The sequence below is a fragment of the Pseudomonas sp. PF05 genome (assembly GCF_056521845.1).
Genome location: NZ_JBWLPW010000005.1, coordinates 236,901 through 260,632 on the forward strand (window position 1 = coordinate 236,901; position 23,732 = coordinate 260,632).

The following is a 23,732-nucleotide window of genomic DNA, read 5'->3' on the forward strand; positions in this document are numbered from 1 at the left end:
GCCTACTCCTTGGCGACGCGTTTCATGTCCGCATCCATCATCATGCGGATCAGGGTGTCGAGGTCGGTCCGGGGCTTCCAGCCCAGGACGCGTTGTGCTTTGGCCGGGTTACCGAGCAACACATCGACTTCGGCCGGACGGAAAAACGCCGGGTCGATCTTGACGAAGTCACGGTAGTCCAGGCCCACGTGTTCGAAGGCAACCCTGCACATCTCGCGCACAGTGGTGGTGACACCCGTGGCCACCACGTAATCGTCTGGGGTGTCCTGTTGCAACATCAGCCACATGGCCTCGACGTAATCGCCGGCAAAGCCCCAGTCGCGTTTTGCGTCGATATTGCCTAGGCGCAACTCCTGTTGCTTGCCTTGCTTGATGCGCGCAGCGGCATCGGTGACCTTGCGGGTCACGAACTCGATGCCACGCAGTGGCGATTCGTGGTTGAACAGAATGCCGCTGCTGGCATGCAGGCCGAAGCTTTCCCGGTAGTTGACGGTGATCCAATGGCCGTACAGTTTTGCCACGCCATAGGGGCTGCGTGGGTAAAACGGGGTGTGCTCGTCCTGTTTTTCGGCCTGGATCAGACCGAACATTTCGCTGGTGGACGCCTGGTAGAAGCGGGTATGCGGGCTGAACTGGCGAATGGCTTCGAGCAGGTGGGTGACCCCCAGCCCGTCGACGATGCCAGTGGTCACCGGCTGATCCCAGGAGGCCGCGACGAAACTTTGCGCGGCCAGGTTATACACCTCGTCCGGCGCCGACTTGATCACCGCCCGTTGCACCGAGCAGGCGTCGGCCATGTCACCGTCCAGGTAAACGATGTCCTGTTCGATGCCCATCTCTCGCAGTCGCCAGCGCGAGTCGCTGCTGCGTCGCGCCACCAGGCCGTGGACTTTGTAACCCTTGTCGAGCAGCAACTTGGCCAGATACGCGCCGTCCTGGCCGGTTATCCCTGTGATCAATGCACTTTTCATTCTTGTTGTACCCGTATCTCCCAGTCGGACAGGATCGCCCGCAAGGATTGTTGTGTTGTTGTTTCAGGCGTCCATCCGGTGGCCTGTCGTAGCTTGGCTGGGCTACCACAGACACGACGCTGTTCTGCGCGGCGAAGACGCGCAGGATCCTGGATCAGTTGCACGTCGACCTGGGCGTTATCGCCCAGTTGTTCGATCAGGCTGCGAATGCTCTGCTCGCGACCCGAGCAGATGTTGTAGATCTGCCCCGGGGTGCCTTTGTCCAGCAGGGCCAGGTAGGCCGAAATCACGTCGTCGACATCGAGGAAGTCGCGCGTCACATCGATATCGCCCACTTGCAACCGGGCCGGTTGCAGGCCCAGTTTGATCCGGCTGATTTGCCGGGCGGCGCTGGCGATGACGAAGCTGTCCTTCTGCCCGGGACCGATGTGATTGAACGGGCGGGCCACCAGCACCGGCCACCCCTCGCTCATGCCCCATTGCAAGCTCAGCAGTTCGGCCGACAGCTTGCTTACGGCATACGGGTTGCGCGGGGAGGGCAGTTGCAGTTCGGTAATCGGCAATCGGTCTTCGCTGACCTGGCCATAGACATCACCGGAGCTGACGTACAGGAATGTGCCGGTGAAACCCCGGGCCTTGAGGGCCTGGAGCAGGTTCAAGGTGCCCAGCAGGTTGATGTGCAGGGTGCGCGCCGGATCGCGGAAGGCTTCAGGGACAAAGGTCTGGCCCGCCAGGTGGATCACGGCGTCGGGAATCTCGGGCCAGAGGCCTTCCAGGGTCTTGGCGTCCGTCAGGTCGTAGCGGGCAGCGACAGGCATGACTTGCCACGCCGAATCATGACCGATCAGTCGAGATTTGAGGTGACGTCCAACGAAACCGCTGAGGCCTGTAACGAACAGACGTTTTTTCAAGCACCAGTCTCCTTGACGGTTGCTTCGTCTATCGCGAACTGAGTGGGAAATTTCCGTAAGATCGGGGAAAAGTCACTCAATGATCAGTCTAGAGAAGCATTTGTTGTAATTGTTTGGTTGCCAATCTGTGCCAATTTCAACGCAATTTCAACAGCGCAAACCGTGACCGGTCAGTTCTCATATTTATAGCGGGTTTATTCGCGCCGAGCGGTTCACGAACCCTTGGTGGATGTGTTTAGAATGCCCCTCGTCACGATGCCTCTGGCGCCGATTTTCGTCTCCAACCGCAGGGGCCGGACCACAAAAAAACAAGAACGAGACGGGTAGCAAGACGAACGACGCGTGGCGGCCCCGGGCCGGCTCGATGCGTGAATCGACCGTCATGAAGTGGGGCTGCCGGGATGGCGGCGCCATGATGGGATGCCATGAATTTCATTCTTTACTCGGACGTAAACGATCACTCCATCAGCCAGAGCCTCGGTCGCCCTGAGTACAGCTATTACTTCGTGCTCAAGGCTTATCGTCCCGTGCTGGAAAACCTGGGGCCGGTGCATGTGGTGTCGTCGGTCGCCGAGGTCGATCCGCTTTATCAAACATTGCAGCAGGCCGGGCAGGACTGCCTGTTCCTTTCGTTTTCACCTCCGCACAAGACGCCGCTCGACCTGCTTTGTCCGATGGTGTGCGTGGTGGCCTGGGAGTTCGATTCGATCCCGGCCGAACATTGGGATGATGACCTGCGGCATGACTGGAGTCGCACGCTGGCCCGTCACGGCCGGGTGATTACCCTGTCCAGCCACACGGCCGAGGCGATCCGTCGGACCTTGGGCGAGGACTTCCCGGTGTTGGTGTTGCCCACGCCGCTGTGGGAGCGTTTCGCGGCGGTTCGCGAACAATACCCAAGCCTGCCGGTCAACCCGGGAACGACCTTGCAGATCAAAGGTTGCATCATCGATAGCCGGCCCCTCGGACTTTCGGCGGACGGCTTGATCGCGCCGATCATCGAAGAGGCGCCGGAGCCAGAACCTGCGCCCGAACCAGAACCGGAACCCATCATCGAGCCGCCGCCCCTGACTTGGCGGCGGCGGGCATTCATTTCCCGCCATTACCTGCGTGAAATGATTCGCGCGTTTACTGGCAAGACCGAACAGGGCCCTGTGTGGCTGTTCAAGCACAACCTGTTGTACTTGTATCGCGAAGCGGTTCGCGACTTGATACCGGTGCCGATACGCGTTGCGGTCAGCAGGATCCTGAGGGGACCGGCACCGCCGCCGGTGATCGTCGAGACCGTTCCAGAGCCTGTTCCTGCACCCATTCCAGAGCCCGCGCCACCGGAACATCCCCAGGCCCTCCTGCCGGACACCAGCCAGGTGGTGGAGACCGACGTCAGTGGGGTGGTGTACGTCAGCGTGTTCAACCCCGATGACGGTCGCAAGAACTGGCATCACTTGATCACCGCATTCTGTTGGGCCCTGCGCGACGTCGAGGACGCCACGCTGGTGCTGAAAATGACCCAGAATGACCTGTCGACCTATTACGTCGAGCTGCTGACGCTGCTGTCCCAACTATCGCCGTTCAGTTGCCGCGTGGTGGTGATGCACGGTTACCTGGAGGACGAACAATTCGCCCGGCTGTATGGCGCGGCGAGCTTCTACGTCAATGCGTCCCGCTGCGAAGGCCTGTGCCTGCCGTTGATGGAGTTCATGTCCTGCGCCCGCCCCGTCATCGCACCGGACCACACGGCGATGCGCGATTACATCGATGCCGACGTGGCTTTCATCGTCAAGTCCAGCCGCGAACCGACCATCTGGCCGGAAGACTCGCGCATCTTGTATCGCACCCTGCGCCATCGGCCCGATTGGGGCTCATTGAAACTCGCCTACCAGCAGAGCTACACCATGGCGAAAAACCAGCCGCAGGCCTACCAGGCCATGGCCGTTGCCGCGAATGAGCGGATGCGCCGCTATTGTGGCTTCGCCCCGGTGCGGCAGCGCCTGATGGATTTCCTGGCTACGCCCGGCTGTGACGAAGGGCTGCCGCTGGTGCTCCAGGCAGGTACCGCCTCATGTTGATCATCATTTATTCGGAAACCAACCAGAGCAACATTCTGGAGAACCTCGGCAAGCCCGAGTACAGCTATTACTTCGTGCTCAAGGAGTTTCGCCCGGTGCTGGAGCGGTTGGGGCGGGTCGTCGAAGTGACTCGGCCTGACGACGAGGTCGATCAGCTGTACGCCGATTGCCTGGGACGTGGCGAGGATTGCGTGTTTCTGTCGTTCTCCCCCCCTCATCGCACCGCTGCCCACTACGCTTGCCCGACAATTGCGGTGTTCGCTTGGGAATTCAGCACCATTCCTACCGAAAGCTGGCAGGGCGAGCCCCGGCATGACTGGCGGGTGGTCCTGGGCGCAATCGGCATGGCGATTACCCACTCCAGCTTCACCGTTAAAACCGTCCGCGAAGTGATGGGGGCGGATTTTCCCATCGCCGCTATTGCGGCGCCGGTGTGGGACCGCTTTGCCGCACGCGGCGCGGTGCTGGCCCAGCGGCCGACGGTGGATCACATGCGCTTGCAATTGCGTGGCCTGTTGATCGACAGCCGCACCACCGACCTGCGGCCTTATGGCCCGCCGGCGCATCAGGCCGGTACGCCGCTGGTGCTGGACGGCCCGGCCCAGGATTGTGAGTTGCTCCTGGACGGCGTGATCTATACCTCCGTGTTCAACCCTTACGACGGCCGCAAGAACTGGAAGGACATGATCAGCGCATTTTGCACGACGTTCCGCGACGTTCCCGACGCGACCCTGGTGCTTAAGCTGACCCATCACGATGTCACCGCCGCGCTCACCGACATGCTCCATCATGTCTACAAGAACCACTCGTACCGCTGCCGCATCGTGCTGATACATGGCTACTTGGCGGATGCGGATTACGAGCGGCTGGTGGAAGCTACCCGATATGTGGTCAACAGTTCCTATGGCGAAGGGCAGTGCTTGCCGTTGATGGAGTTCATGTCCTGCGGCCGTCCGGCGATTGCGCCGCTGAACACGGCGATGGCCGACTACATCGACCACGACAATGCGTTCGTGGTGGATTCGACCGAGGAATTGACCGCCTGGCCCCACGACCCCCGTGCCGCGTACCGGGCCCTGCGTTATGTCACCGACTGGGACTCACTGTGCTCGGCCTATCGAGCCAGTTATGACGTGGCAAAAAACGACCCCGAGCGTTATCGCCGCATGTCGGCCCATGCCGTACGCAGCCTGGAGAAGTTCTGCAGCCAGGCCAACGCCGAGCGGCATTTGCGGGCGTTGTTCGAACAGCTATCCGAGCGTCGCCGGAACGCACAGCAGCCATGATCCGGCGGTGGCTTGCCGGGCTCAGGCCAGCAGTGGAACCTTCGCCTGCGTCGTCGGCGTCCGTTTCGCCCCGTGATGCCGGCCTCTACGACGCGATGCTCGACGGCTGGTTTCGCAGTGAAACCGGCGAGTTGCTCAAAGGCTTTGCCATCACCGCTGACGATACCTTGCTGGACGTCGGGTGCGGGGAAGGCGTGGCGACGCTGTTTGCAATGCGCCAGGGGGCGTCGGTGATCTTCACTGACAGCGAACAGGCCAAGGTGCGCGATCTGGCTCGCCAGGTCGAGGCGCAGACCGCCGCACCGTTTTTGGGCCTGGTCAGCAATAGCTTGCCGCTGCCCCTGGCCGATGGCTGTGCGAACAAGATCGTCTGCATGGAAGTGCTCGAGCATGTCCATGAGCCAGAGCCGTTCATGGCTGAACTGGTGCGCATGGGCCGGCCAGGGGCGCAGTATTTGCTCAGCGTGCCGGCATCGGTGGGTGAGTATTTGCAGCAAGGCATCGCGCCGTCGGGCTACTTTCAAGCGCCCAACCATGTGCAGATTTTCAGTGCCGAACGATTTGCCGCGCTGGTGGAGGAGGCCGGGCTGGTGATCGAGCATCGCCAGGCCAGCGGGTTTTTCTGGGTCATGGGCATGATCTTTTTCTGGGCCAGCGAACAGGCGGCGGGCCGGGATCTCGAGGGTGCTGTGCGCGACCGCATCCAGGCGCCGTATCCACCGTTGATGGAGCGCTGGGCGAGCCTCTGGCAGGATTTGCTGACGCAACCCGACGGCTTGGCGATCAAGCAGGTGCTCGACCGGTTCATGCCCAAGAGTCAGGTCATCATTGCCCGCAAACCCGATCCTTTCTCCGGGAGCACTCCATGAGCAGCAAGCGGATCATGGACATCGAGTTGCTGCGTGCCGTTGCGGTGATGGGCGTGCTGTTTCATCACCTGCAGGGCATGCCGTTTCCTGGCGGATGGCCGCGCCTGGCAGCCCTGGCCGAGAGTTTCCAATTGTGGTGGGGCGTGGATCTGTTCTTCGCGATATCCGGGTTTGTCATTGGACGCAGTCTGATCCCGCAATTGAGTCGCTGCGACAGCCCTCGGCAATTCTGGGCCGTTACTCGGGAATTCTGGATTCGCCGGGCGTTTCGGCTGTTGCCGTCGGCCTGGCTCTGGCTGCTGCTGGTGCTGTTCGCGGTGTTCTTCCTGAACCGTTCCGGCGCGTTCGGCAGCGTGCAGGCCAACCTGCAGGCGACCCTGGCCGGTTTTCTGCAGTTCGCCAATCTGCGTTTTGCCGATGCGTTCATGCATTATGAATACGGCGCAAGCTTCGTGTACTGGACGCTTTCCCTGGAAGAGCAGTTCTATTTGATCCTGCCGTTGCTGGTGTTCGTCTCGCGCCGCTATCTGGTGTGGGTGCTGTTGGCGGTGGTGCTGGTGCAGTTCTTTACTTGGCGGGCGCTGTGGCTGTCGGTGATCCGCACCGATGCCTTGGCGCTTGGTGTGTTGTTGTCGATCTGGAGTCTGCGGCCCAGCTACTGGCGCTTCGAGCCCACATGGTTGCGCCGCCCGCCCTTGGGTGTGCTATTGGTGGTAGGCCTTGGCAGCGTGATGGCCTGGATCGCGACCGAGCACTTCAATTTGTCGTTCTACCGCCTCGGGGTCATTGCAGTGCTCAGTGCCGTGCTGGTCTGGGTGGCCTCGTATGATCGGGATTACCTGTTCCCTCGCAGCCGGTTTAAAACAGTGTTGACCTGGGTGGGGAGTCGCTCCTATGGAATCTACCTGATCCACATCCCGGTGTTTTTTCTGTTGCGCGAGTTGTGGTTTCGTTTCGCACCCTTGGGCTCGCCGGACCCGGCAAGCCACCCCTGGCTGGCCCTGGCCTGTGCCTTGTCGCTGATCGGGCTGTTGAGTGAACTCAACTACCGCTGGGTCGAAATGCCCATGCGCAATCGTGGCGCTCAACTGGTTGAACGCCTGGCCGCCGCCCGAACCGTCCTTCCTGTCCCTGGAGCCCCGTCATGCTGAGCCTTTTGAAGAAACTCACCACGGGCACGCCTGCGCCCGCTGAGCCGGTCGCCGACAAGGTCGACCCGTATATGCTCGGGCTGCACGATGCGGTGCTCAGCGGCTGGTTCAACCAGCAAACCGGCGAACTGTTCACAGGTTTCCCGGTGACCTCTGAGGATACGCTTCTGGACGTGGGCTGCGGCGATGGCGGCAACGTGCATTTTTGTGCGATGCGTGGGGCGAAGATCATCATCGCCGACATCGACGCGGCCAAGGTCGAGGCCACTCGCCAACGCCTGAGCGATACTCCCGCGCGGGAAGTCGAGTGCCACGTGACCGACTGCAACCCGCTGCCCATTGCCGATGCCACGGCCACGCGGGTGGTCTCCACCGAAGTCATCGAGCATGTCGACGACCCGGCGCAGTTCCTCGCCGAACTGGTACGGGTTGGCCAGCCCGGTGCGCTGTATCTGTTGAGCGTGCCGCACCCCAGCTCCGAAGACCTGCAGAAGGACATCGCTGCGCCGGAGTACTTCCGCAAGCCCAACCACATTCGCATCATCAGCGAAGAGCAGTTCAAGGCGATGGTCAGCGATGCGGGGCTTACGGTGTTGAGCCACAGCCAATATGGTTTTTACTGGTCGCTGTGGATGCTGTTGTTCTGGGAGGCCAAGGTCGATTTCAGCAACCCCGACCACCCATTGCTCAATCATTGGGCCGATACCTGGCAAGCCGTGCTGAATTCACCGCGCGGCGCGCAAATCAAGCAGGCGCTGGACGCGGTGGTGGCCAAGAGTCAGGTGATTATTGCGCGTAAGCCTTGATGGGCTGTCAGTGGCAGCGAGCAAGCTCCCACAAATGTGTGCACGGCGTTAATCTGCACATTTTTTGCGGGCGGTAAGGCCTCATGACAGTTCTTTTCCGGCTATCCCTGGCCCTCGCCGTGCTGCTTTCAGGGGGCTGCGAACAGCCCCCGGCCCCGGCCCTCGATCAGCAGCTTTATATCTGGCAACGCCAATGGACACCGGCCCACGAGCTGGCGTTGCGCCAGAGTCATGACGACTTTTCCAGCCTACGGGTGCTGGCGTTGCAGGCTTTTCCCGGGGCGGGCTGGAGCCGTGCGCGGGTCGATCCGGCCTTGCTCAAGGCTGACGGCCGTCCGCTGATCGCCGTGATTCGCCTGGACGGTCAGCTCAAGGCCTTGGACCAGGACGAGGTGATCGCGCAGATCCAACAAGTGCTGGGCGATTGGCAAGCCCAAGGCCTGACCCCGGTAGGTGTGGAGATCGATCACGATGCGGGTAATGCACGGTTGCCGGCCTATGGAAAATTCCTCGGCCAACTGCGCCACGTCCTGCCCCCCAACCTGCGGCTGAGTATTACCGCGCTGCCGGCCTGGCTCGACAGCCCAGCATTGCCGGGGTTGTTGGAAGCGGTGGACAGCAGCGTGCTGCAGGTCCACGCGGTGAGCGATCCACGGCAGGGATTGTTCGATCCGAAACAGGCCCGGCAGTGGGCGCAACGCTGGAGCGACGTCACCACACGGCCGTTTTATCTGGCCCTGCCGGCGTACGGCGTGGCGCTGTTGACCCAGGAGAGCGGCGTGCCGGTGGTGGAAAGCGAGGTGCCGATCGATCGCGGCGGTGAGCGTCGGGAGCTGCTGGCCGATCCGCAACAAGTGGCCGGGCTTGCGGCAGATTTGCGTGCCGATCCGCCGAAACATCTCGCTGGGTTGATCTGGTTTCGCCTGCCGCTGGCCGGCGACCGACGGGCGTGGAGCCTGACCACGCTCGGCGCCGTCGCGCGGGGAGAAAACCTGGACAGTCGCTTGGCACTGCAGTGGGAGCAGCAGGGCGGTTTGTACGATATCCGCCTGGTTAACCAGGGCAATCTCGACAGCCCTTGGCCCCAGCGCCTGACGCTGGCTGTTGGCGCGTGTGACGGCGTCGATGCCTTGGCCGGTTATACGTTGCAACAAACCCCCGGACTGCTTACCTTCACCCGCATTCAGGAAGGCCGCCTGGCTGCCGGCAGCCAACGGGCAATCGGCTGGGCGCGCTGTACGAAAATTGACCAAGGAGGTTTCAATGTTTATCCGTAGGTGGCCTCGTCACTTGCTGTGTCTGAGCCTGTGCCTGCCCCTGGGCCCGGCGCTGGCCTGCGGGCCGGATTTCCCGATGCGCTTGCTGGATAACCGCGCCCAGTCGTTGGCCGAATTGCCCGAAGGCAGTTTTCGCTTCGAGGTCAGCCGCCTTGGCCAGGCGATTGCCGGGCTCAAGCCGGCCACCGAGGCGACGCGCAACCCGAACTACAGCTATGACGACCTGCCTTCCTACGTGGAACAACGCAACCAGGCCGAGCAGATCGGCCTGACCCCGCCGCAGCAAGCGGTGGTGGAGCGCCTGCGGGCCCTCACCGATGTCGACCAGGTGGCAGCCGAGGCGGCCAATCTGCCTGATGAGCTGCGCTTGTATGCGATTGGTGCGGCGGCTTTTCACGTTGGTGAGCATCAGCGCGCCGTGGAAGCATTCCAGCAATTGCTGGCGTTACCGGGTGAGCAACGTCGGTTGCGCAGCACCTGGGCCGCGTACTCTCTGGGGCGGGCCTTGTTCGCCGTGAGCACCGAGGCCGGCAGCGGCGACCCCGTGGTTTTGCGGGACCAGGCGCGAGCGGCGTTTCGCCAGGCCCGCGAGTTGAGCATTGCCGGCTTCAGCGATCCGCTGGAACTGGGCATCGCCAGCCTTGGCGAAGAAGCCCGGGTGGCCTACACCGCTGACGACTGGGACAGTGCCATCGGCCTGTATGCGATCCAGAACCTGCAAGGATCTGCGGTCGGCTACAGCTCGTTGTTGCAATTGGCCGGTGATTTGAGCGTCCAACCGGATGAACGTTTGAGCGAATTGCTCAAAACCAGGGCGGTGCAGCGATTGGTCACCGCCTACCTGCTCAGCCGCGTCGGCTGGTGGGACGGTGAAGAACCCTCGGGTGAGAAAAGGCTCGTCCAACTGTTGCAAGCCAACGCCCGGGACAGCCTCGACGATGCCGACCGTTTGGCAGCGGTGAGTTACCAGCACGGCGATTACGCCAGCGCCCAGGCGTTTGTGCAAAAGGCCTCCGACACGGGGCTGGCCTGGTGGGTGCGCGCCAAGCTGGCCCTGCGCGACGGCGACAAGGTTGCCGCGGCGGCGGCTTATGCCAAGGCCGCCCAGGCGTTTCCGAGCGATGAATCCTGGGGCAGCCGGCGGACACCGGATTGGAACTTCGAGTCGGTGCAGCCCAAGTGCCGGGTCGAAGGTGAAAGTGCGATCCTGGCCTTGCAGCGCGGCGATTACCTGCAAGCCTTCGATCAGCTTTATCGCAGCCAGAGCAACTATTGGTACGACGCTGCCGCAGTCGCCGAGCGTGTGCTCACGGTGGATGAACTCAAGCAGTACGTCGACGCTCAAGTCCCGGCGCCACCGGCGTTGAGCCAGGAGGATCGGGATAACTACGTGCCGCTGCCGGTGGCTGCGAGTTTGCGCAACCTGCTGGGCCGGCGTTTGCTGAGGGAAGGGCGCTTTGATGAGGCGCCGGCTTATTTCGATAACGCGGACCTGCAGGACAAGGCCCGCGCCTATGGGCAATTGCGCCAGGACGCGGAGTCCAAATGGTGGCCAACCCGACGGGCCGAGGCGTATTTCAATGCGTCCTGGATGGCGCGCAAATGGGGCATGGAGTTGCTTGGCTATGAGATGGCGCCGGATTACGCCAGCCTGGGCGGCAACTACAGCCTGGAACCGGTTGAGCTGAAGGTCGGACCGCTGGTGGCCGAAGGCGAAGTGCAACGCCAGCAGGCCAGCGCGGCGAAGCCTGAGGTGCGTTACCACTATCGGTTTGTTGCCACTGCGTTGGCGAGTCAGGCGGCGGATCAATTGCCGCATACCAGCCAGGCGTTTGCGGCGGTGCTGTGCAAAGCGGTGGGGTACAACTCCAGCCTCGAGGATCAAAGCGCGCTGTATCAACGGTACGTGAAGGAAGGTCCGTATGTGGATTGGGCCGAGGATTTCGGTCATCAATGCCAGGAACCGGACTTTGGCACGGCGAACAAACGCTACGTGACCCAGGCCTTGGACCCGATCCGCTCGATGCTGCGACCTTACAAAGGTTGGCTGCAAATGGGTGGTTTGGTGCTGGTAGTGGCGGTGGGGTTGGGATTGATCAGTCGCCGCCGGCGCAAGGCGCGGATGGCGGCCAATTAAGTTGAATGTGGCCAGAGCTTGGCGCTGGCTCGGCTCTGTAGGAACTGGCGAAGGCTCGGGCCGCGTTCGGACGATCTTTTGATCTTTCGCTTGAGACTCAAGTGTCTGGGGAAAGATCGCAGCCTCGTTTCACTCGTCAGCTCCTACGGGCGCGGTCCGGAGGGAGCAATCTCTGGCCACAAAGATTGTTCACCCTGGCTTTGCGTTGTTCCTACATCTGCGTCGCCATCCCCTCCACATTCATGGCCGCCTGGCGCAACGCCTCCGAGCGGGTAGGGTGTGGGTGACAGGTCAGGGCGATGTCCTCGGCCGAGGCACTGAACTCCATGGCCACACAGTATTCACCGATCATCTCACTGACGCTCGGGCCCACCAGGTGTACGCCAAGGATCTCATCGGTGCGTTCATCGGCCAGGACCTTGGCGAACCCTTCGGTCTCGTGGTTGATCTTGGCCCGGCTGTTGGCCGTGAAGGGAAACTTGCCAACTTTGTAGACGCGGCCTTCAGCCTTGAGCTGTTCCTCGGTCTTGCCGACACTGGCCAGTTCCGGACGGGTGTAGATGACGCTGGGAATCAGCGCATAGTTGACCTCGGCGGCCTTGCCGGCGATCTGTTCGATGCAGACCATGGCTTCGTCTTCGGCCTTGTGGGCGAGCATCGGTCCGGACGTCACATCACCGATAACCCAGACGCCGGGTGCTTCGGTGCGTTGATGCTGGTTGGCGAGCATGCCGCGCGGGTCAATGCTCAGCCCGACGTTCTCCAGCCCCAACCCTTGCGTGTAAGGTCGACGGCCGATGGCGACCAGCACGTAGTCGGCGTCCAGGGCCTGTGCTTCGCCGCCCGCCGCCGGCTCGATCTGCAATTGCACGCCGCTGGCTGAAGTAATGGCACCCGTGACCTTCGAACTCAACTTGAACTGGATGCCTTGTTTACCCAGGGCCCGTTGCAGGGTCTTGCCGGCTTCTGCGTCCACCCCCGGGCAGATGCGATCGAGGTATTCCACCACGGTCACCTGGGCACCCAGGCGTCGCCAGACCGAACCCAGTTCGAGGCCGATGACACCGGCGCCGATCACCACCAGATGCCGGGGCACCTCACTCAGGGACAAGGCGCCGGTGGAGTCGAGGATGCGCTGGTTATCGATGACCACCCCTGGCAGCGGCATGGGTTCGGAGCCGGTGGCGATGACGATGTCCTTGGCGCTGAGTTCGGTCTTGGCGCCATCATTGCCGGTAACGGTCACCTTGCCCGGCCCGTCGATGTGGCCCCAGCCTTTGATCCAGTCGACCTTGTTCTTGCGAAACAGAAACTCTATGCCCTTGGTCAGGCCGGCCACGCTTTCGTCCTTCTGCTTCATCATCTGCGCAAGGTTGAGGGTGGGGCTGACTTCAATGCCCAGGTTGGCGAATTCCCTTCCCGTGGCGGCTTCGTACAGTTCCGAGGCGTGGAGCAAGGCCTTGGAGGGCATGCAGCCGACGTTCAGGCAGGTGCCGCCCAAGGTGGCGCGACCTTCGACACAGGCGGCTTTCAACCCCAACTGCCCGGCCCGAATCGCTGCGTTATACCCGCCGGGTCCACCGCCCAGAATGATCACGTCGTAGTTGCTCATCGCTGTTCTCCCGCTTGCCCTGATAAAAAATTATGATCGTAATATGAGCGTTTCCAGCGATTTCGGTCAAGGCTTAAGTCAATAGGTCGGCACTGGCCTTGGCATGAAGAATTCAAAACGGAAATTTCACAGTAATGGTTATAAGGTAACGGCATGTAACGAAGCGTCGGTGGCGTCTGTCCACGGGCCCGGATTTTGAGCGCCACGAGTGCTGGGGTGGTATGCAAGTCGATCTTGATGTCGAAGGGGCACAGGTGGCCCAATGGCCGCGTTTTCAGCGCGCGTCGTTTCAGGGACGCCGCTTGAAGCAGATTGCTTTCGGTCTGGGAAGCGTGGCGGGCGTGGGCCTGTTACTGGCGTTTTTTATCGGGGTGTTTTCGCCGCAATCGTTGTGGCCGGTGCTGCTGGTCAGCCAAGTTGCGGGACTGCTGGTGCTGGTGGCAGGTCTGCAATCGGCCTGGTGGGTCACGCAATGGCGTAGCAGGGCGCTGCTGCCGGCTGTGGATAACCTGCCGACGGAAAACGAGCCTGTTGATAACTTGGGTTGGTATGAGCGGCTGCTGGAGCGAATGGGGGCTCGCGGGGTCGGTCTGCTGAAGCAAATCGGTGCGCCTGCGTTGTGGCTGGCGGGTTGGTCAGTGTTGGTATTGCTGGGCCTGGAACAAGCCTGGAACTTGCAACTGCCGGCTGCCGCCCTCGGTGGCTCGGCCAGTGTGGGGGCGGTGTTGTCGTTGTTGTTGGCGTTCGGGCTGTTGGTGTTCGAGCGGCAATTGGCCCAGCAATCTCCCGTGGAATGGCCGGAAGCGCCGCCGCTGGCGCAACTGACGCGGGTGGCGATCATCGTGCTGGTGCTTGGCGCTTTGTGCTTGTTGTTCGGCGCAGAAACGTCCCTCTGGCCGACGCGCCTGGCAGTCCTGATGGGGTTGCTGCCGGGGCTGGTGGCGGCAGAGTTGTTGTTGCGCGCGGTGCTGTCGTTATTCATCCCACGCCGGGACGCCCTGGAACCGACGCTGCTGGGCCGCAGCGTCATCGCCGATCTGCTGCGCTGGCCGCCGCAACCGTGGCTGGCCTTGCAACATGAACTGCACAACCGTTTTGGCATCGACCTGCGCCAGATCTGGGCCTTCAGTTACATGCGCCGGGCTTTTTTGCCGGTGTTGGCGCTGGTGGTGCTGGTGGGCTGGTTGCTGACGGGCGTGCACGAAGTGCCGCTGCAGGGGCGTGGCATCTATGAGCGTTTCGGCAAACCGGTAGAGGTATTCGGCCCGGGCTTGCATGTCGCGTTGCCTTGGCCGTGGGGCAGGGTGCTCAACGTCGAGAATGGCGTTGTGCATGAACTGGCCACCAGCGTCGCGGAGAGTCGGGCAGTGGTCGAGGCTGAACCGGCGGAGGGACCCGCACCGGCAATCGCCAATCGGTTGTGGGACGCCAGCCATGTGAATGACAAGTCCCAGGTCATTGCCAGTCGTCGTGCCGACCAGCAGAGCTTCCAGATCGTCAACATGGACGTGCGCTTCGTCTACCGCATCGGCTTGACGGACGCCGCGGCGTTGGCGGCGACCTACAACAGCGCCGATGTGCCGACGCTGATTCGCAGCACCGCCAGCCGCATCCTGGTGCATGAGTTCGCGTCGCGCACGCTGGACGGTTTGTTGGGAGCGGACCGTGTCAGCCTCGCCGACGAAATCGGTCGCGCCGTCCAGGCTGACTTGCAATCGCTCGACAGCGGCGTGGAAATCCTGGCAACGGTCGTGGAGGCGATTCATCCACCGGCCGGAGCGGCCAACGCCTACCACGGCGTGCAGGCGGCGCAGATCGGCGCGCAGGCATTGATCGCTCGAGAGCGCGGCGCGGCGGCGGAACAGACGAACCAGGCGAAATTGCAAGCCAGCGTCGCCCATGACCAGGCCACGGCCACCGCCCGGGAAATCAACGCAACTGCCCAGGCCGCCGACTTGCGCTTCAATGCCGACCGCAAAGCCTACGCCACGGCGGGGCACGCTTTTGTGCTGGAACACTACCTGGGTCAACTGAGCCAGGGCCTCGCCAATGCCCGGTTGCTGATTCTCGACCATCGCCTGGGCGGCAACGGCAACGGGCCGACCATCGACTTGCGTACCTTCACGCTGCCGGCAGACCCCGCGTCGCCGCGTAACCCTGTCCCGCCAGGAGCTGCCCATTGAGCCAGTCCTCTTCACACGATCACCACGACCACGCTGGTCACGATCACGGCCATTCCGGTCATCACCATGGCCATCATCATCACCACCATCATGGCGATCCGCAGCAAGCCGGTCCGTTCCCGTGGCGACGGATGGGTTGGGCGGCGCTGTTGGTGGCGTTTGCCGTTGCGGCCGCAAGCCTGGTGCAAGTGCGTTCGGGGGAGGCCACGGTCATCACCCGTTTCGGCAATCCAGCGCGGGTGTTGCTGCAACCTGGCTTGGGTTGGCGCTGGCCGGCGCCGTTCGAGGCGGCGATCCCGGTAGATTTGCGACTGCGCACTACATCCAGTGGCCTGCAGGATGTCGGCACCCGTGATGGGCTGCGGATCATCGTCCAGGCCTACGTGGCTTGGCAGGTGCAGGGAGACCCGGACAACGTGCAGCGTTTCATGCGTGCGGTGCAGAACCAACCGGACGAAGCCGCACGGCAGATTCGTACATTCGTCGGCTCGGCGCTGGAAACCACGGCCGCCAGTTTTGACCTGGCGAACCTGGTCAACACCGATGCCAGCCAAGTGCGCATCGCCGATTTCGAAGCCCAGCTGCGTCAGCAGATCGATCAACAGTTGCTCACCACTTATGGCGTGCGCGTGTTGCAAGTCGGCGTCGAACGCCTGACCTTGCCCTCGGTGACACTGACGGCGACGGTGGATCGCATGCGCGCCGAGCGTGAGACCATCGCCACCGAACGCACAGCCATCGGCAAGCGCGAAGCGGCGCAGATTCGCTCCGCCGCGGAGCGTGATGCGCGAGTCATGCAAGCCGATGCCACGGTGAAGGCCGCGGATATCGAAGCCCAGTCGCGAGTAGAAGCGGCCCAGATCTATGGCCGTGCGTACGCAGGTTCCCCGCAGCTCTACAACCTGCTCCGTTCGTTGGACACCTTGGGCACGATCGTCAGCCCAGGCACGAAGTTGATTCTGCGCACCGATGCGGCGCCATTCCGTGTGCTGGTGGACGGTCCTGTTTCCGTGGAAGGCAAAGGTGGAACACAACCATGAGTTTGGTTCCACGTGGAACAAATGAGTTATCCAGTCCGTGGATCCAGGCCGGACGCCTGGCATTTCTTGCCCTTTACGTCGTCACGGTGTTGGCAGCGTTGGCCTGGGTTTTTTCCAACGTGCGGCAGATCGATCCGCAGAATCGTGCGGTGGTGCTGCACTTTGGAGCCTTGGATCGAATCCAGAATGCCGGCCTCTTGTTGGCGTGGCCTCGTCCTGTGGAACAAGTGATCTTGTTGCCGGCGGCGGATCGGGTGCTGGAGCGGCGGGTGGAAAATCTGCTGCGCTCGGATGCGGCCTTGCAGGCTGATCGTGTTGCCAGTTTCGCCACGCCGGTCAGCGATGCGTTGGCCGGTTCTGGTTATTTATTGACCGGTGATGCCGGCGTCGTGCAACTCGATGTGCGAGTGTTCTACAAAGTCACCGACCCTTACGCGTTCGTCTTGCAAGGTGAGCATGTCCTGCCGGCACTGGACCGGCTGGCGACCCGCAGTGCCGTGGCCCTGACCGCAGCTCGGGACCTGGACACCATTCTGGTGGCGCGCCCCGAACTGATGGGCAGCGATAACCAGGCGGCCGAACGTCGCGAACGCTTGCGTGGCGATCTGGTGCAGGGGCTTAACCGACGCCTGGCTGACCTAGCGTCGACGGGGCAGGGGTTGGGGATCGAAGTGGTGCGGGTCGATGTGCAATCGAGTCTGCCGGGGCCGGCGGTCAGCGCCTTCAACGCGGTACTGACGGCCAGCCAGCAAGCCGATAAAGCTGTGGCCAACGCGCGCACCGAAGCCGAAAAGCTCACCCAGGCCGCCCGCCAGGACGCCGACCGTGCCGTGCAAGTCGCCCATGCCCAGGCCAGCGAACGACTCGCCAAGGCTTCGGCCGACACCGCCACGGTGCTCGGCCTGGCGAAGACCCAAGGCAGCGATCCGCAAATGCTGCTGCGTCTGTATCGCGAACGCATGCCTGCCATCCTTCGCCAGGCCGGTTCAGTGACCACGGTCGACCCGAAAGACGATGCCCGCCTGATCATCCAGGGAGCCGGACAATGACCGCCCAAACCAGCGCTGCACCGATGTTGTCCTCGACGGAACAACGCATCGCCGCCCGGCAACTGACTTTGGCAATGCTCGCCCTCGGCTTGCTCGCATTGGGCCTGGTATGGCGCGCCTGGTCGCCGGAGCAGAGCGGAGTCAGCCAACTGCTGTTGGGGTTCGCCTCGCTGTTGGTGGCGGTGCCGGTGATGCGTTCGGCCTGGTACAGCTTGCGCTATCCAAGCCTGCACGGGATTACTGACCAACTCATCGCCCTGGCGATGCTCGGTGCCTGGGCCACTGGCGACTTGCTGACGGCGGCATTGTTGCCGATCATCATGATCTTCGGGCATGTGCTGGAAGAGCGCAGCGTCATTGGCTCCCAGGAGGCGATCCATGCCCTTGGCCAACTGACCCGCAGCCAAGGTCGCAAGGTACAGGCCGACGGTTCGATCATTGATGTCGACAACGCGACGCTTCACCCCGGCGATGTCGTGGAGGTGCGCGCTGGCGACCGGGTGCCGGCCGATGGTCTGGTGTTGTCCGGCCAGGCCAGCCTCGACACCGCGCCCATCACGGGTGAGTCGGTGCCGTTGGAGGCCGTGATCGGCACTGAAGTCTTTGGTGGCGCGATCAATCTGGATGGCTTGCTACGCCTGGAAGTGACCCGCACCGGCGAAGAATCCACCTTGGGCAAGGTCATCGCCCTGATGCAAAACGCCGAACGCTCCAAGCCGCCCATCACTCGCTTGCTGGAACGCTACGCCGGCAGTTACCTGGTACTGGTGTTGTTGCTGGCGGCGGTGACCTGGTTCGTGACCAACGATGCCCAGGCGATGCTGGCGGTGTTGGTTGCCGCCTGTCCTTGTGCGTTGGTGCTGTCGGCGCCGGCCACCGCCATTGCCGGGATCGCGGTGGCAGCGCGCCACGGGATCCTGATCCGCAGCTCGGCCTTCCTGGAAGAACTGGCGGACCTGACGTCGTTGGTGGTCGATAAGACCGGTACTCTGACCTTCGGCGTCCTGCGCCTGCAATCCATCGAACATGCCCAGGATGCTCCTCTATCGTTGCTGCCTTTGGCTGCCAGCCTCGGTTCGGCCAGCAGTCATCCGGTCAGTCGAGCGTTGGCAGGACTGGTGGAAAAGGAAAACTGCCTGGCGCTGACGGACATCCATGAGCGCCAAGGGTTGGGCGTGGTCGCGATGACCGACCAGGGCGAAGCGGCGCTTGGGCGGCCGGAGTTGTTTGCACAGTTGGGTATTCAAACCTCAACGATCCCTGAGCACGATGGCCCGATTGCCGGCCTGGCCCTGAACGGGCAATTCCTCGCCTGGCTGTTGTTGGCCGACAGTGTCAAGCCGGAGGCACGGGTTGCCATGGCCGAGCTGCGCGAGCTGGGCCTGGGGCGGCAGTTGCTGTTGACCGGCGACCGCCAGAGTGTGGCCACGACCTTGGCCAGGGATGTCGGCATTGGCGATTTGCAAGCCCAGGCCCTGCCGGAAGACAAACTCAAGCGGGTCATGGCTGAAATCGACCATGGGTTCCGCCCTATGGTGGTGGGCGATGGCATCAACGATTCCCTGGCGCTAAAGGCTGGGGTGGTGGGTGTCGCCATGGGAGCCGGCGGTGCAGACATTGCCCTGGCGTCGGCAGACATCGTGCTGATCGGCAGCGACCTGCGGCGCCTCGGCACCTGTGTGCGATTGAGTCGTCAATGCAGGCGCACGTTGCAGGTCAACGTGATCATTGGCCTGGGCTGGACGCTGGCAATCGTCGCGTTTGCCGCCTTCGGTTGGCTCGGCGCGGCGGGGGCGATGATCGCTGCGCTGCTGCACAATCTCAGTACCCTGCTAGTGTTAGGTAATGCAGGGCGATTGCTGCGGTTCCAGGAGCCACTCCTGAAAATCCAAGCGAAGGGAACCGTTGGATAAACCCTTGGCGAACTGTGCGTCACCCTTGCAGTCTCTGTTGGAGAGGGCGTACCCATACTGGCAGTACCCGGCACAAGGAGTGAATTTGGGGCAGTGATAGATAAAGGCTATAAATTCGATAGCCTGCTATTTTTCTATGATGGTCTACCCTCATTTCAGACGTCTGAAACAAGGGGGTTTATTCATGCTCGCGCAACTTCCACCGGCCTTACAGAATCTGCACCTTCCGCTTCGGTTACGGCTCTGGGATGGCCATGAATTTTCACTGGGTGACGACCCCAGTGTCACGATCGTGGTCAAGGACCCACAAATGGTCGCGCAATTCACCCATCCCAGCCTTGATGCGCTGGGGGCCGCCTTCGTAGAGGGAAAACTGGAGCTCGAAGGTTCGATTCACGAAGTCATTCGTGTCTGCGATGAATGGAGCCAGGCATTGCTCGAGGATGACGCCGACAACCTGCCGGTGCGATCGCTCCACGACAAGGAAACCGACGCCAAGGCGATCTCCTATCACTACGATCTTTCCAACGCGTTTTATCAGCTGTGGCTCGACAGTGACATGGCCTATTCCTGCGCCTATTTCGAGACGGGCAGTGAAACCCTCGAACAGGCCCAGCAAGCCAAATTCCGCCATTTGTGCCGCAAGCTGCGATTGCAGCCGGGTGACTATCTGCTGGATGTCGGTTGCGGCTGGGGTGGTCTGGCGCGTTACGCTGCGCGCGAGTTCGGTGCCAAGGTCTTCGGTATTACCCTGAGCAAGGCGCAGCTGACGTTGGCTCAGGAACGGGTCAAGGCAGAGGGCCTGGAGGATCTGGTCGAGTTGCAATTACTGGATTATCGCGACCTGCCGCAGGACGGTCGCTTCGACAAAGTGGTCAGTGTGGGGATGTTCGAGCACGTCGGCCACGCCAACCTCGAGCAGTACTGCAAGACGCTGTTCGGCGCCGTGCGCGAGGGCGGGTTGGTGATGAACCATGGCATCACCGCCAAGCACACCGACGGTCGTCCGGTCGGTCGTGGCGCAGGCGATTTCATCGAGAAATATGTGTTCCCCAACGGCGAGCTGCCGCACCTGTCGATGATTTCCGCCCAGATCAGCGAAGCGGGGCTGGAGATCGTCGACGTGGAAAGCCTGCGCCTGCATTACGCGCGCACGCTCGATCACTGGAGTGAACGCCTGGAGGACAACCTCGAGGCTGCGTCGAAGGAGGTGTCGGAGCAGGCATTGCGGATCTGGCGTCTGTACCTGGCCGGCTGCGCCTACGCGTTCGCCAAGGGCTGGATCAATCTGCACCAGATCCTGGCGGTGAAGGCCCACGCCGACGGTAGCCATGATTTGCCCTGGACCCGCGACGACATCTACACCCCTTAAAGAATCGGGGAAATGAGCCGGGCGATTCGCATGCCGACCTTCTGCAGGCGGTGGGTCTCCCGGCTTTCCTGTTTGTCGATTTCCACGGCTTGGGCGAAGTCCTGCTCAAGCATCTGCTCGACCTCGGTGGCGAACCGGATATCCACCGTGAGCAGCATGACTTCGAAATTCAAGCGGAACGAACGGTTGTCCAGGTTCGCACTGCCGATGGCGCTGATTTCCCGGTCGATCAGCACCACCTTCTGATGCAGGAAGCCCGGCGTGTAACGGAACATCCGCACACCGGCCCGCACCGCCTCAAACGCATACAGGCTGGATGCGGCGTAGACGATCTTGTGGTCCGGCCGCGAGGGCAGCAGGATGCGCACATCCACCCCGCGCAGTACCGCCAGGCGCAAGGCTGCGAACACCGCTTCGTCGGGGATGAAGTAAGGCGTTGTGATCCAGACTCGCTCGCTGGCCGCATGGATTGCTTCGACGAAAAACAGCGAGCAGGTTTCGTAGGCATCGGCCGGGCCGCTGGTCAGCAACTGGCAGAGCACACCGTCGTCCGGGTAGGTGTCTGGCAGGATCAGCGGGGGCAGCGAACGGGCCGCCCAGAACCAGTCCTCGGCAAACGACTCCTGCATGCTCCCCACCACCGGACCGCGGACTTCGACATGGGTGTCGCGCCACGGCGCCAGGGGGGGCTTTTCGCCCATGTATTCATCGCCCACGTTGTGCCCGCCGACGAAGCCTAGAACGCCATCCACCGCCACGATCTTGCGGTGGTTGCGAAAGTTGACCTGGAACCGGTTGAGCCAGCCACTGCGGGTGGCGAAGGCTTTCACGTGGACACCACCGTCGCGCAGCGCCTGGACGTAGCGGTGGGGCAGGGAGTGGCTGCCAATGCGGTCATAAAGCAGATACACCGCCACGCCTTCGGCGGCCTTTTTCAGGAGCAGTGCCTGCAGGCGTAAGCCAAGGCGATCATCGTGGATGATGAAAAATTGAATCAGCACGGCCTGCCGGGCGTTATCGATGGCCTGGAAGATCGCCTCGAACGTGGCCTGGCCATTGACGAGCAAGCGCACCTGATTGTTCGCAAGGCACGGTGTGCGCCCCAGCTGGGGCATGGCCCGCAACGAGTCGTAGGCCTGGGAAGCGCGGGCGGTCAGGGCCTCTTCGACCCACGGTCGCCAGTTGAGCTCGGAGATCGCCTTGCGCATCTCTTCATTGGCTTGTCGGCGCGCCTTGATGTAGCCATCAAAGGTACTGCGTCCGAAAACCAGGTAAGGAATCAAGGTCAGGTAGGGTATGAACAGCAACGACAGGGCCCAGGCAATCGAGCCTTGGGCCGTGCGCACCGTCAAGACGGCGTGGACGGCGGCAATGGAACCCAGGGTGTGGAGCAGCGCGATCAGGTAACCGAAAACATGCGGGCCGAAATAATCCATGGGGCATTCTTGCTCCGGAGGTTTCAATGCTTAACAGACCATGTTCCATGGCGAATGTCGCGATTTAATTCACTCGTCCCAAGCCTGAACCGAAGCCTGTGGGCGGCGTCTAACGGCCACCTGTCCTTTGGAGTTTATGCAATGAATGTTCGTCTGCTGGGTGTGGTCTTGGCAATGGGGTTGTCGGTTCCGATGGCGGCTCAGGCGCAGATGCTCCAGCCGGGTTTATGGGAGCTGACCACCAGTAACATGAAGGTCGATAACCAGAACCTGCCGGACCTGCAGCTAATCCTGGGCCAGGTGCAGAACCAGATGACGCCGGAGCAGCGAGCGATGCTGGAGAAGCAGGGCATCACCATGGGCGGTAAAGGTATTCGTGTCTGCCTGACCCCGGCGCAGGTGCAAACCAACGACATTCCGCTGCAAGACCCGCAATCGGGTTGCAAGCAACAGATCACCGAGCGTACCGGCAATCAGTGGAAGTTTCGCTTCAGTTGCCCGAAAGCCCAGGGTAATGGCGTCGCGACGTTCCAGAGCGATCGTGAATTCACCACCAAGGTCAACGGCACTTTCAATGCCACCGGCATCCAGCAGAACGGCAGCCTCGACACTCGCGCGGTGTGGTTGGGGCAGGATTGCGGAACGGTCAAGCCGAGGGCTTGAAGCGGGTATGAAGTAATCGTTTGCAGAATCTGTGGGAGCAAGGCTTGCATCGCGATGCAGACAACTCGGTGCATCGCCCGCGGGCAAGCCTTGCTCCCACAAATGTTCTATCAAGGCCGACTTAGCGCCTCATACAACGTATTGAGGTTGTATTCGAACAGACCCGTAAAGGTACTGGCCGGTCCGCTAGCCGCGAGTGCATCGGAGTACAGCGTGCCGCCGATGTGCGCACCGCTCTCGTCGGCGATTTGCTTGAGCAGGCGTGCGTCCTTGATGTTTTCCATGAACACCGCTTTGACCTTAGCCTGGCGGATCTGGGTAATCAGCGCCGCGACTTCTGCCGCCGATGGTTCACGCTCTGTGGATAAACCCTGAGGCGCCATGAACTCGATGCCATAGGCCTGGCCCAGGTAACCGAATGCGTCGTGGGAGGTCACGATCTTGCGATTGCCTGGTGGCAACGCACCGAGCTTGGCCTTGGCTTCGGCGAGCAAGGCATAGATTTTCTTCAGATACGCCTGGCTGTTGCGTTCGTAGTCGGCCTTGTTGGCCGGGTCGGCAGCTTCCAATGCTTTGGTGATATTGCTGACATAAAGCTCGGCGTTCGCCAGGTTGTGCCATGCGTGCGGGTCGGGGATGGTCTCGCCATCCTCATCCAGTGAGCGCGGAATGACGCCATGGCTGGCGCTGATCACCGGAGCCGTGGTTTCAGTGCTGGTTACCAGGCGATCCAACCAGGGCTCGAAGCCCAGTCCATTCTTGATGATCAATTTTGCCTTGAGCAATGCCTTGGCGTCGTCTGGAGTGGGTTCGTAGGTGTGTGCATCGGCGTCCGGCCCGACCATGTTGGTGATGTGGATATGCGCACCGCCGACCTGTCGGGTCATGTCGGCGAGGATGCTGAAGCTGGTCACCACCTGAAGCTTTTCGGCGGCGGACAGAGACATGGACAGCATCAGAGTGAACAGCACGAGCAGAACGCGCATT

18 protein-coding genes are annotated in these 23,732 nt (G+C 61.9%); 13 read left to right on the top strand and 5 right to left on the bottom strand.

Translation table 11 applies throughout. From position 1 onward, the window contains the following. Positions 1-2: 2 nt before the first annotated feature. Together gmd and AC09SL_RS11625 are read right to left on the bottom strand one after the other, a co-directional pair. Positions 3-971 carry a GDP-mannose 4,6-dehydratase gene (gmd, locus tag AC09SL_RS11620; protein WP_058546459.1) on the bottom strand — a complete coding sequence of 323 codons (969 nt, stop codon included), beginning with the start codon at positions 969-971 and terminating at the stop codon, positions 3-5. Beyond that, a complete protein-coding gene (locus AC09SL_RS11625; protein ID WP_058546460.1) occupies positions 968-1,882 on the bottom strand; it encodes a GDP-mannose 4,6-dehydratase in 915 nt (304 codons plus the stop codon). The genes gmd and AC09SL_RS11625 overlap by 4 nt, the downstream gene beginning before the upstream one ends. A gap of 425 nt (positions 1,883-2,307) precedes the next feature. On the opposite strand from AC09SL_RS11625, the gene AC09SL_RS11630 reads away from it, so the two are divergent. From AC09SL_RS11630 to AC09SL_RS11660, 7 genes are all read left to right on the top strand, one after another. Further along, positions 2,308-3,951 (top strand): glycosyltransferase, encoded by a 1,644-nt coding sequence (locus tag AC09SL_RS11630; protein WP_058546461.1) that lies wholly within the window; start codon positions 2,308-2,310, stop codon positions 3,949-3,951. Further along, on the top strand, positions 3,945-5,237 hold the full coding sequence (locus AC09SL_RS11635; protein ID WP_058546462.1) for a glycosyltransferase: 1,293 nt from the start codon (positions 3,945-3,947) through the stop codon (positions 5,235-5,237). Before AC09SL_RS11630 ends, AC09SL_RS11635 begins: the two co-directional genes overlap by 7 nt. Continuing rightward, positions 5,234-6,106, top strand: coding sequence for a class I SAM-dependent methyltransferase (locus AC09SL_RS11640; protein WP_058546463.1), 873 nt, complete (start codon positions 5,234-5,236; stop codon positions 6,104-6,106). The genes AC09SL_RS11635 and AC09SL_RS11640 overlap by 4 nt, the downstream gene beginning before the upstream one ends. Further along, positions 6,103-7,257 carry an acyltransferase family protein gene (locus AC09SL_RS11645; protein WP_058546464.1) on the top strand — a complete coding sequence of 385 codons (1,155 nt, stop codon included), beginning with the start codon at positions 6,103-6,105 and terminating at the stop codon, positions 7,255-7,257. Before AC09SL_RS11640 ends, AC09SL_RS11645 begins: the two co-directional genes overlap by 4 nt. Continuing rightward, positions 7,251-8,063 (top strand): class I SAM-dependent methyltransferase, encoded by an 813-nt coding sequence (locus AC09SL_RS11650; protein WP_058546465.1) that lies wholly within the window; start codon positions 7,251-7,253, stop codon positions 8,061-8,063. The genes AC09SL_RS11645 and AC09SL_RS11650 overlap by 7 nt, the downstream gene beginning before the upstream one ends. Positions 8,064-8,146: 83 nt before the next feature. Beyond that, positions 8,147-9,340: a DUF3142 domain-containing protein gene (locus tag AC09SL_RS11655; protein WP_058546466.1), complete on the top strand. Its 1,194-nt coding sequence runs from the start codon at positions 8,147-8,149 to the stop codon at positions 9,338-9,340. Continuing rightward, positions 9,327-11,477 (top strand): hypothetical protein, encoded by a 2,151-nt coding sequence (locus AC09SL_RS11660; protein WP_058546467.1) that lies wholly within the window; start codon positions 9,327-9,329, stop codon positions 11,475-11,477. Before AC09SL_RS11655 ends, AC09SL_RS11660 begins: the two co-directional genes overlap by 14 nt. A 211-nt stretch (positions 11,478-11,688) precedes the next feature. Here AC09SL_RS11660 and lpdA read toward each other — a convergent pair whose 3' ends face one another. Next, positions 11,689-13,089 (bottom strand): dihydrolipoyl dehydrogenase, encoded by a 1,401-nt coding sequence (lpdA, locus tag AC09SL_RS11665; RefSeq protein ID WP_058546468.1) that lies wholly within the window; start codon positions 13,087-13,089, stop codon positions 11,689-11,691. Positions 13,090-13,310: 221 nt separating this feature from the next. On the opposite strand from lpdA, the gene AC09SL_RS11670 reads away from it, so the two are divergent. The 5 genes from AC09SL_RS11670 (at position 13,311) to cfaB (ending at position 20,646) form a co-directional block, all read left to right on the top strand. After that, entirely contained in the window at positions 13,311-15,272 is a 1,962-nt protein-coding gene (locus tag AC09SL_RS11670; protein ID WP_058546469.1) for a protease modulator HflK, read from the top strand. After that, entirely contained in the window at positions 15,269-16,312 is a 1,044-nt protein-coding gene (gene hflC, locus AC09SL_RS11675; protein WP_058546470.1) for a protease modulator HflC, read from the top strand. Before AC09SL_RS11670 ends, hflC begins: the two co-directional genes overlap by 4 nt. After that, positions 16,309-17,361, top strand: a complete 1,053-nt coding sequence (gene hflK, locus AC09SL_RS11680; RefSeq protein ID WP_058546471.1) for a protease modulator HflK — start codon at positions 16,309-16,311, stop codon at positions 17,359-17,361. Before hflC ends, hflK begins: the two co-directional genes overlap by 4 nt. Beyond that, positions 17,358-19,274, top strand: coding sequence for a heavy metal translocating P-type ATPase (locus AC09SL_RS11685; RefSeq protein ID WP_058546472.1), 1,917 nt, complete (start codon positions 17,358-17,360; stop codon positions 19,272-19,274). The genes hflK and AC09SL_RS11685 overlap by 4 nt, the downstream gene beginning before the upstream one ends. A 184-nt stretch (positions 19,275-19,458) precedes the next feature. Continuing rightward, the gene (gene cfaB / locus AC09SL_RS11690) at positions 19,459-20,646 is read left to right on the top strand and encodes a C17 cyclopropane fatty acid synthase CfaB (protein WP_058546473.1); all 1,188 of its coding nucleotides are present in this window, start codon (positions 19,459-19,461) and stop codon (positions 20,644-20,646) included. Here cfaB and cls read toward each other — a convergent pair. After that, positions 20,643-22,082, bottom strand: a complete 1,440-nt coding sequence (cls, locus tag AC09SL_RS11695) for a cardiolipin synthase (protein ID WP_058546474.1) — start codon at positions 22,080-22,082, stop codon at positions 20,643-20,645. The two genes, cfaB and cls, sit on opposite strands and share 4 nt — an antisense overlap. Before the next feature lie 141 nt (positions 22,083-22,223). Here cls and AC09SL_RS11700 point away from each other — a divergent pair, with 141 nt between their 5' ends. After that, positions 22,224-22,745, top strand: coding sequence for a DUF3617 domain-containing protein (locus AC09SL_RS11700; protein ID WP_058546475.1), 522 nt, complete (start codon positions 22,224-22,226; stop codon positions 22,743-22,745). Positions 22,746-22,855: 110 nt separating this feature from the next. Here the strand turns inward: AC09SL_RS11700 and AC09SL_RS11705 are convergent, their stop codons facing one another. After that, positions 22,856-23,731, bottom strand: coding sequence for a metal ABC transporter substrate-binding protein (locus AC09SL_RS11705; protein ID WP_058546476.1), 876 nt, complete (start codon positions 23,729-23,731; stop codon positions 22,856-22,858). Position 23,732: the final 1 nt, after the last annotated feature.

Bases quoted from the DNA above. Each gene is read 5' to 3' on its own strand.
- AC09SL_RS11645 (WP_058546464.1), top strand. From the start codon at position 6,103: ATGAGCAGCAAGCGGATCATGGACATCGAGTTGCTGCGTGCCGTTGCG.
- AC09SL_RS11685 (WP_058546472.1), top strand. From the start codon at position 17,358: ATGACCGCCCAAACCAGCGCTGCACCGATGTTGTCCTCGACGGAACAA.
- gmd (WP_058546459.1), bottom strand. From the start codon at position 971: ATGAAAAGTGCATTGATCACAGGGATAACCGGCCAGGACGGCGCGTAT.
- AC09SL_RS11670 (WP_058546469.1), top strand. From the start codon at position 13,311: ATGCAAGTCGATCTTGATGTCGAAGGGGCACAGGTGGCCCAATGGCCG.
- AC09SL_RS11700 (WP_058546475.1), top strand. From the start codon at position 22,224: ATGAATGTTCGTCTGCTGGGTGTGGTCTTGGCAATGGGGTTGTCGGTT.
- AC09SL_RS11705 (WP_058546476.1), bottom strand. From the start codon at position 23,731: ATGCGCGTTCTGCTCGTGCTGTTCACTCTGATGCTGTCCATGTCTCTG.
- lpdA (WP_058546468.1), bottom strand. From the start codon at position 13,089: ATGAGCAACTACGACGTGATCATTCTGGGCGGTGGACCCGGCGGGTAT.
- AC09SL_RS11650 (WP_058546465.1), top strand. From the start codon at position 7,251: ATGCTGAGCCTTTTGAAGAAACTCACCACGGGCACGCCTGCGCCCGCT.
- AC09SL_RS11630 (WP_058546461.1), top strand. From the start codon at position 2,308: ATGAATTTCATTCTTTACTCGGACGTAAACGATCACTCCATCAGCCAG.
- cfaB (WP_058546473.1), top strand. From the start codon at position 19,459: ATGCTCGCGCAACTTCCACCGGCCTTACAGAATCTGCACCTTCCGCTT.
- AC09SL_RS11640 (WP_058546463.1), top strand. From the start codon at position 5,234: ATGATCCGGCGGTGGCTTGCCGGGCTCAGGCCAGCAGTGGAACCTTCG.
- cls (WP_058546474.1), bottom strand. From the start codon at position 22,082: ATGGATTATTTCGGCCCGCATGTTTTCGGTTACCTGATCGCGCTGCTC.
- AC09SL_RS11655 (WP_058546466.1), top strand. From the start codon at position 8,147: ATGACAGTTCTTTTCCGGCTATCCCTGGCCCTCGCCGTGCTGCTTTCA.
- hflK (WP_058546471.1), top strand. From the start codon at position 16,309: ATGAGTTTGGTTCCACGTGGAACAAATGAGTTATCCAGTCCGTGGATC.
- AC09SL_RS11635 (WP_058546462.1), top strand. From the start codon at position 3,945: ATGTTGATCATCATTTATTCGGAAACCAACCAGAGCAACATTCTGGAG.
- AC09SL_RS11660 (WP_058546467.1), top strand. From the start codon at position 9,327: ATGTTTATCCGTAGGTGGCCTCGTCACTTGCTGTGTCTGAGCCTGTGC.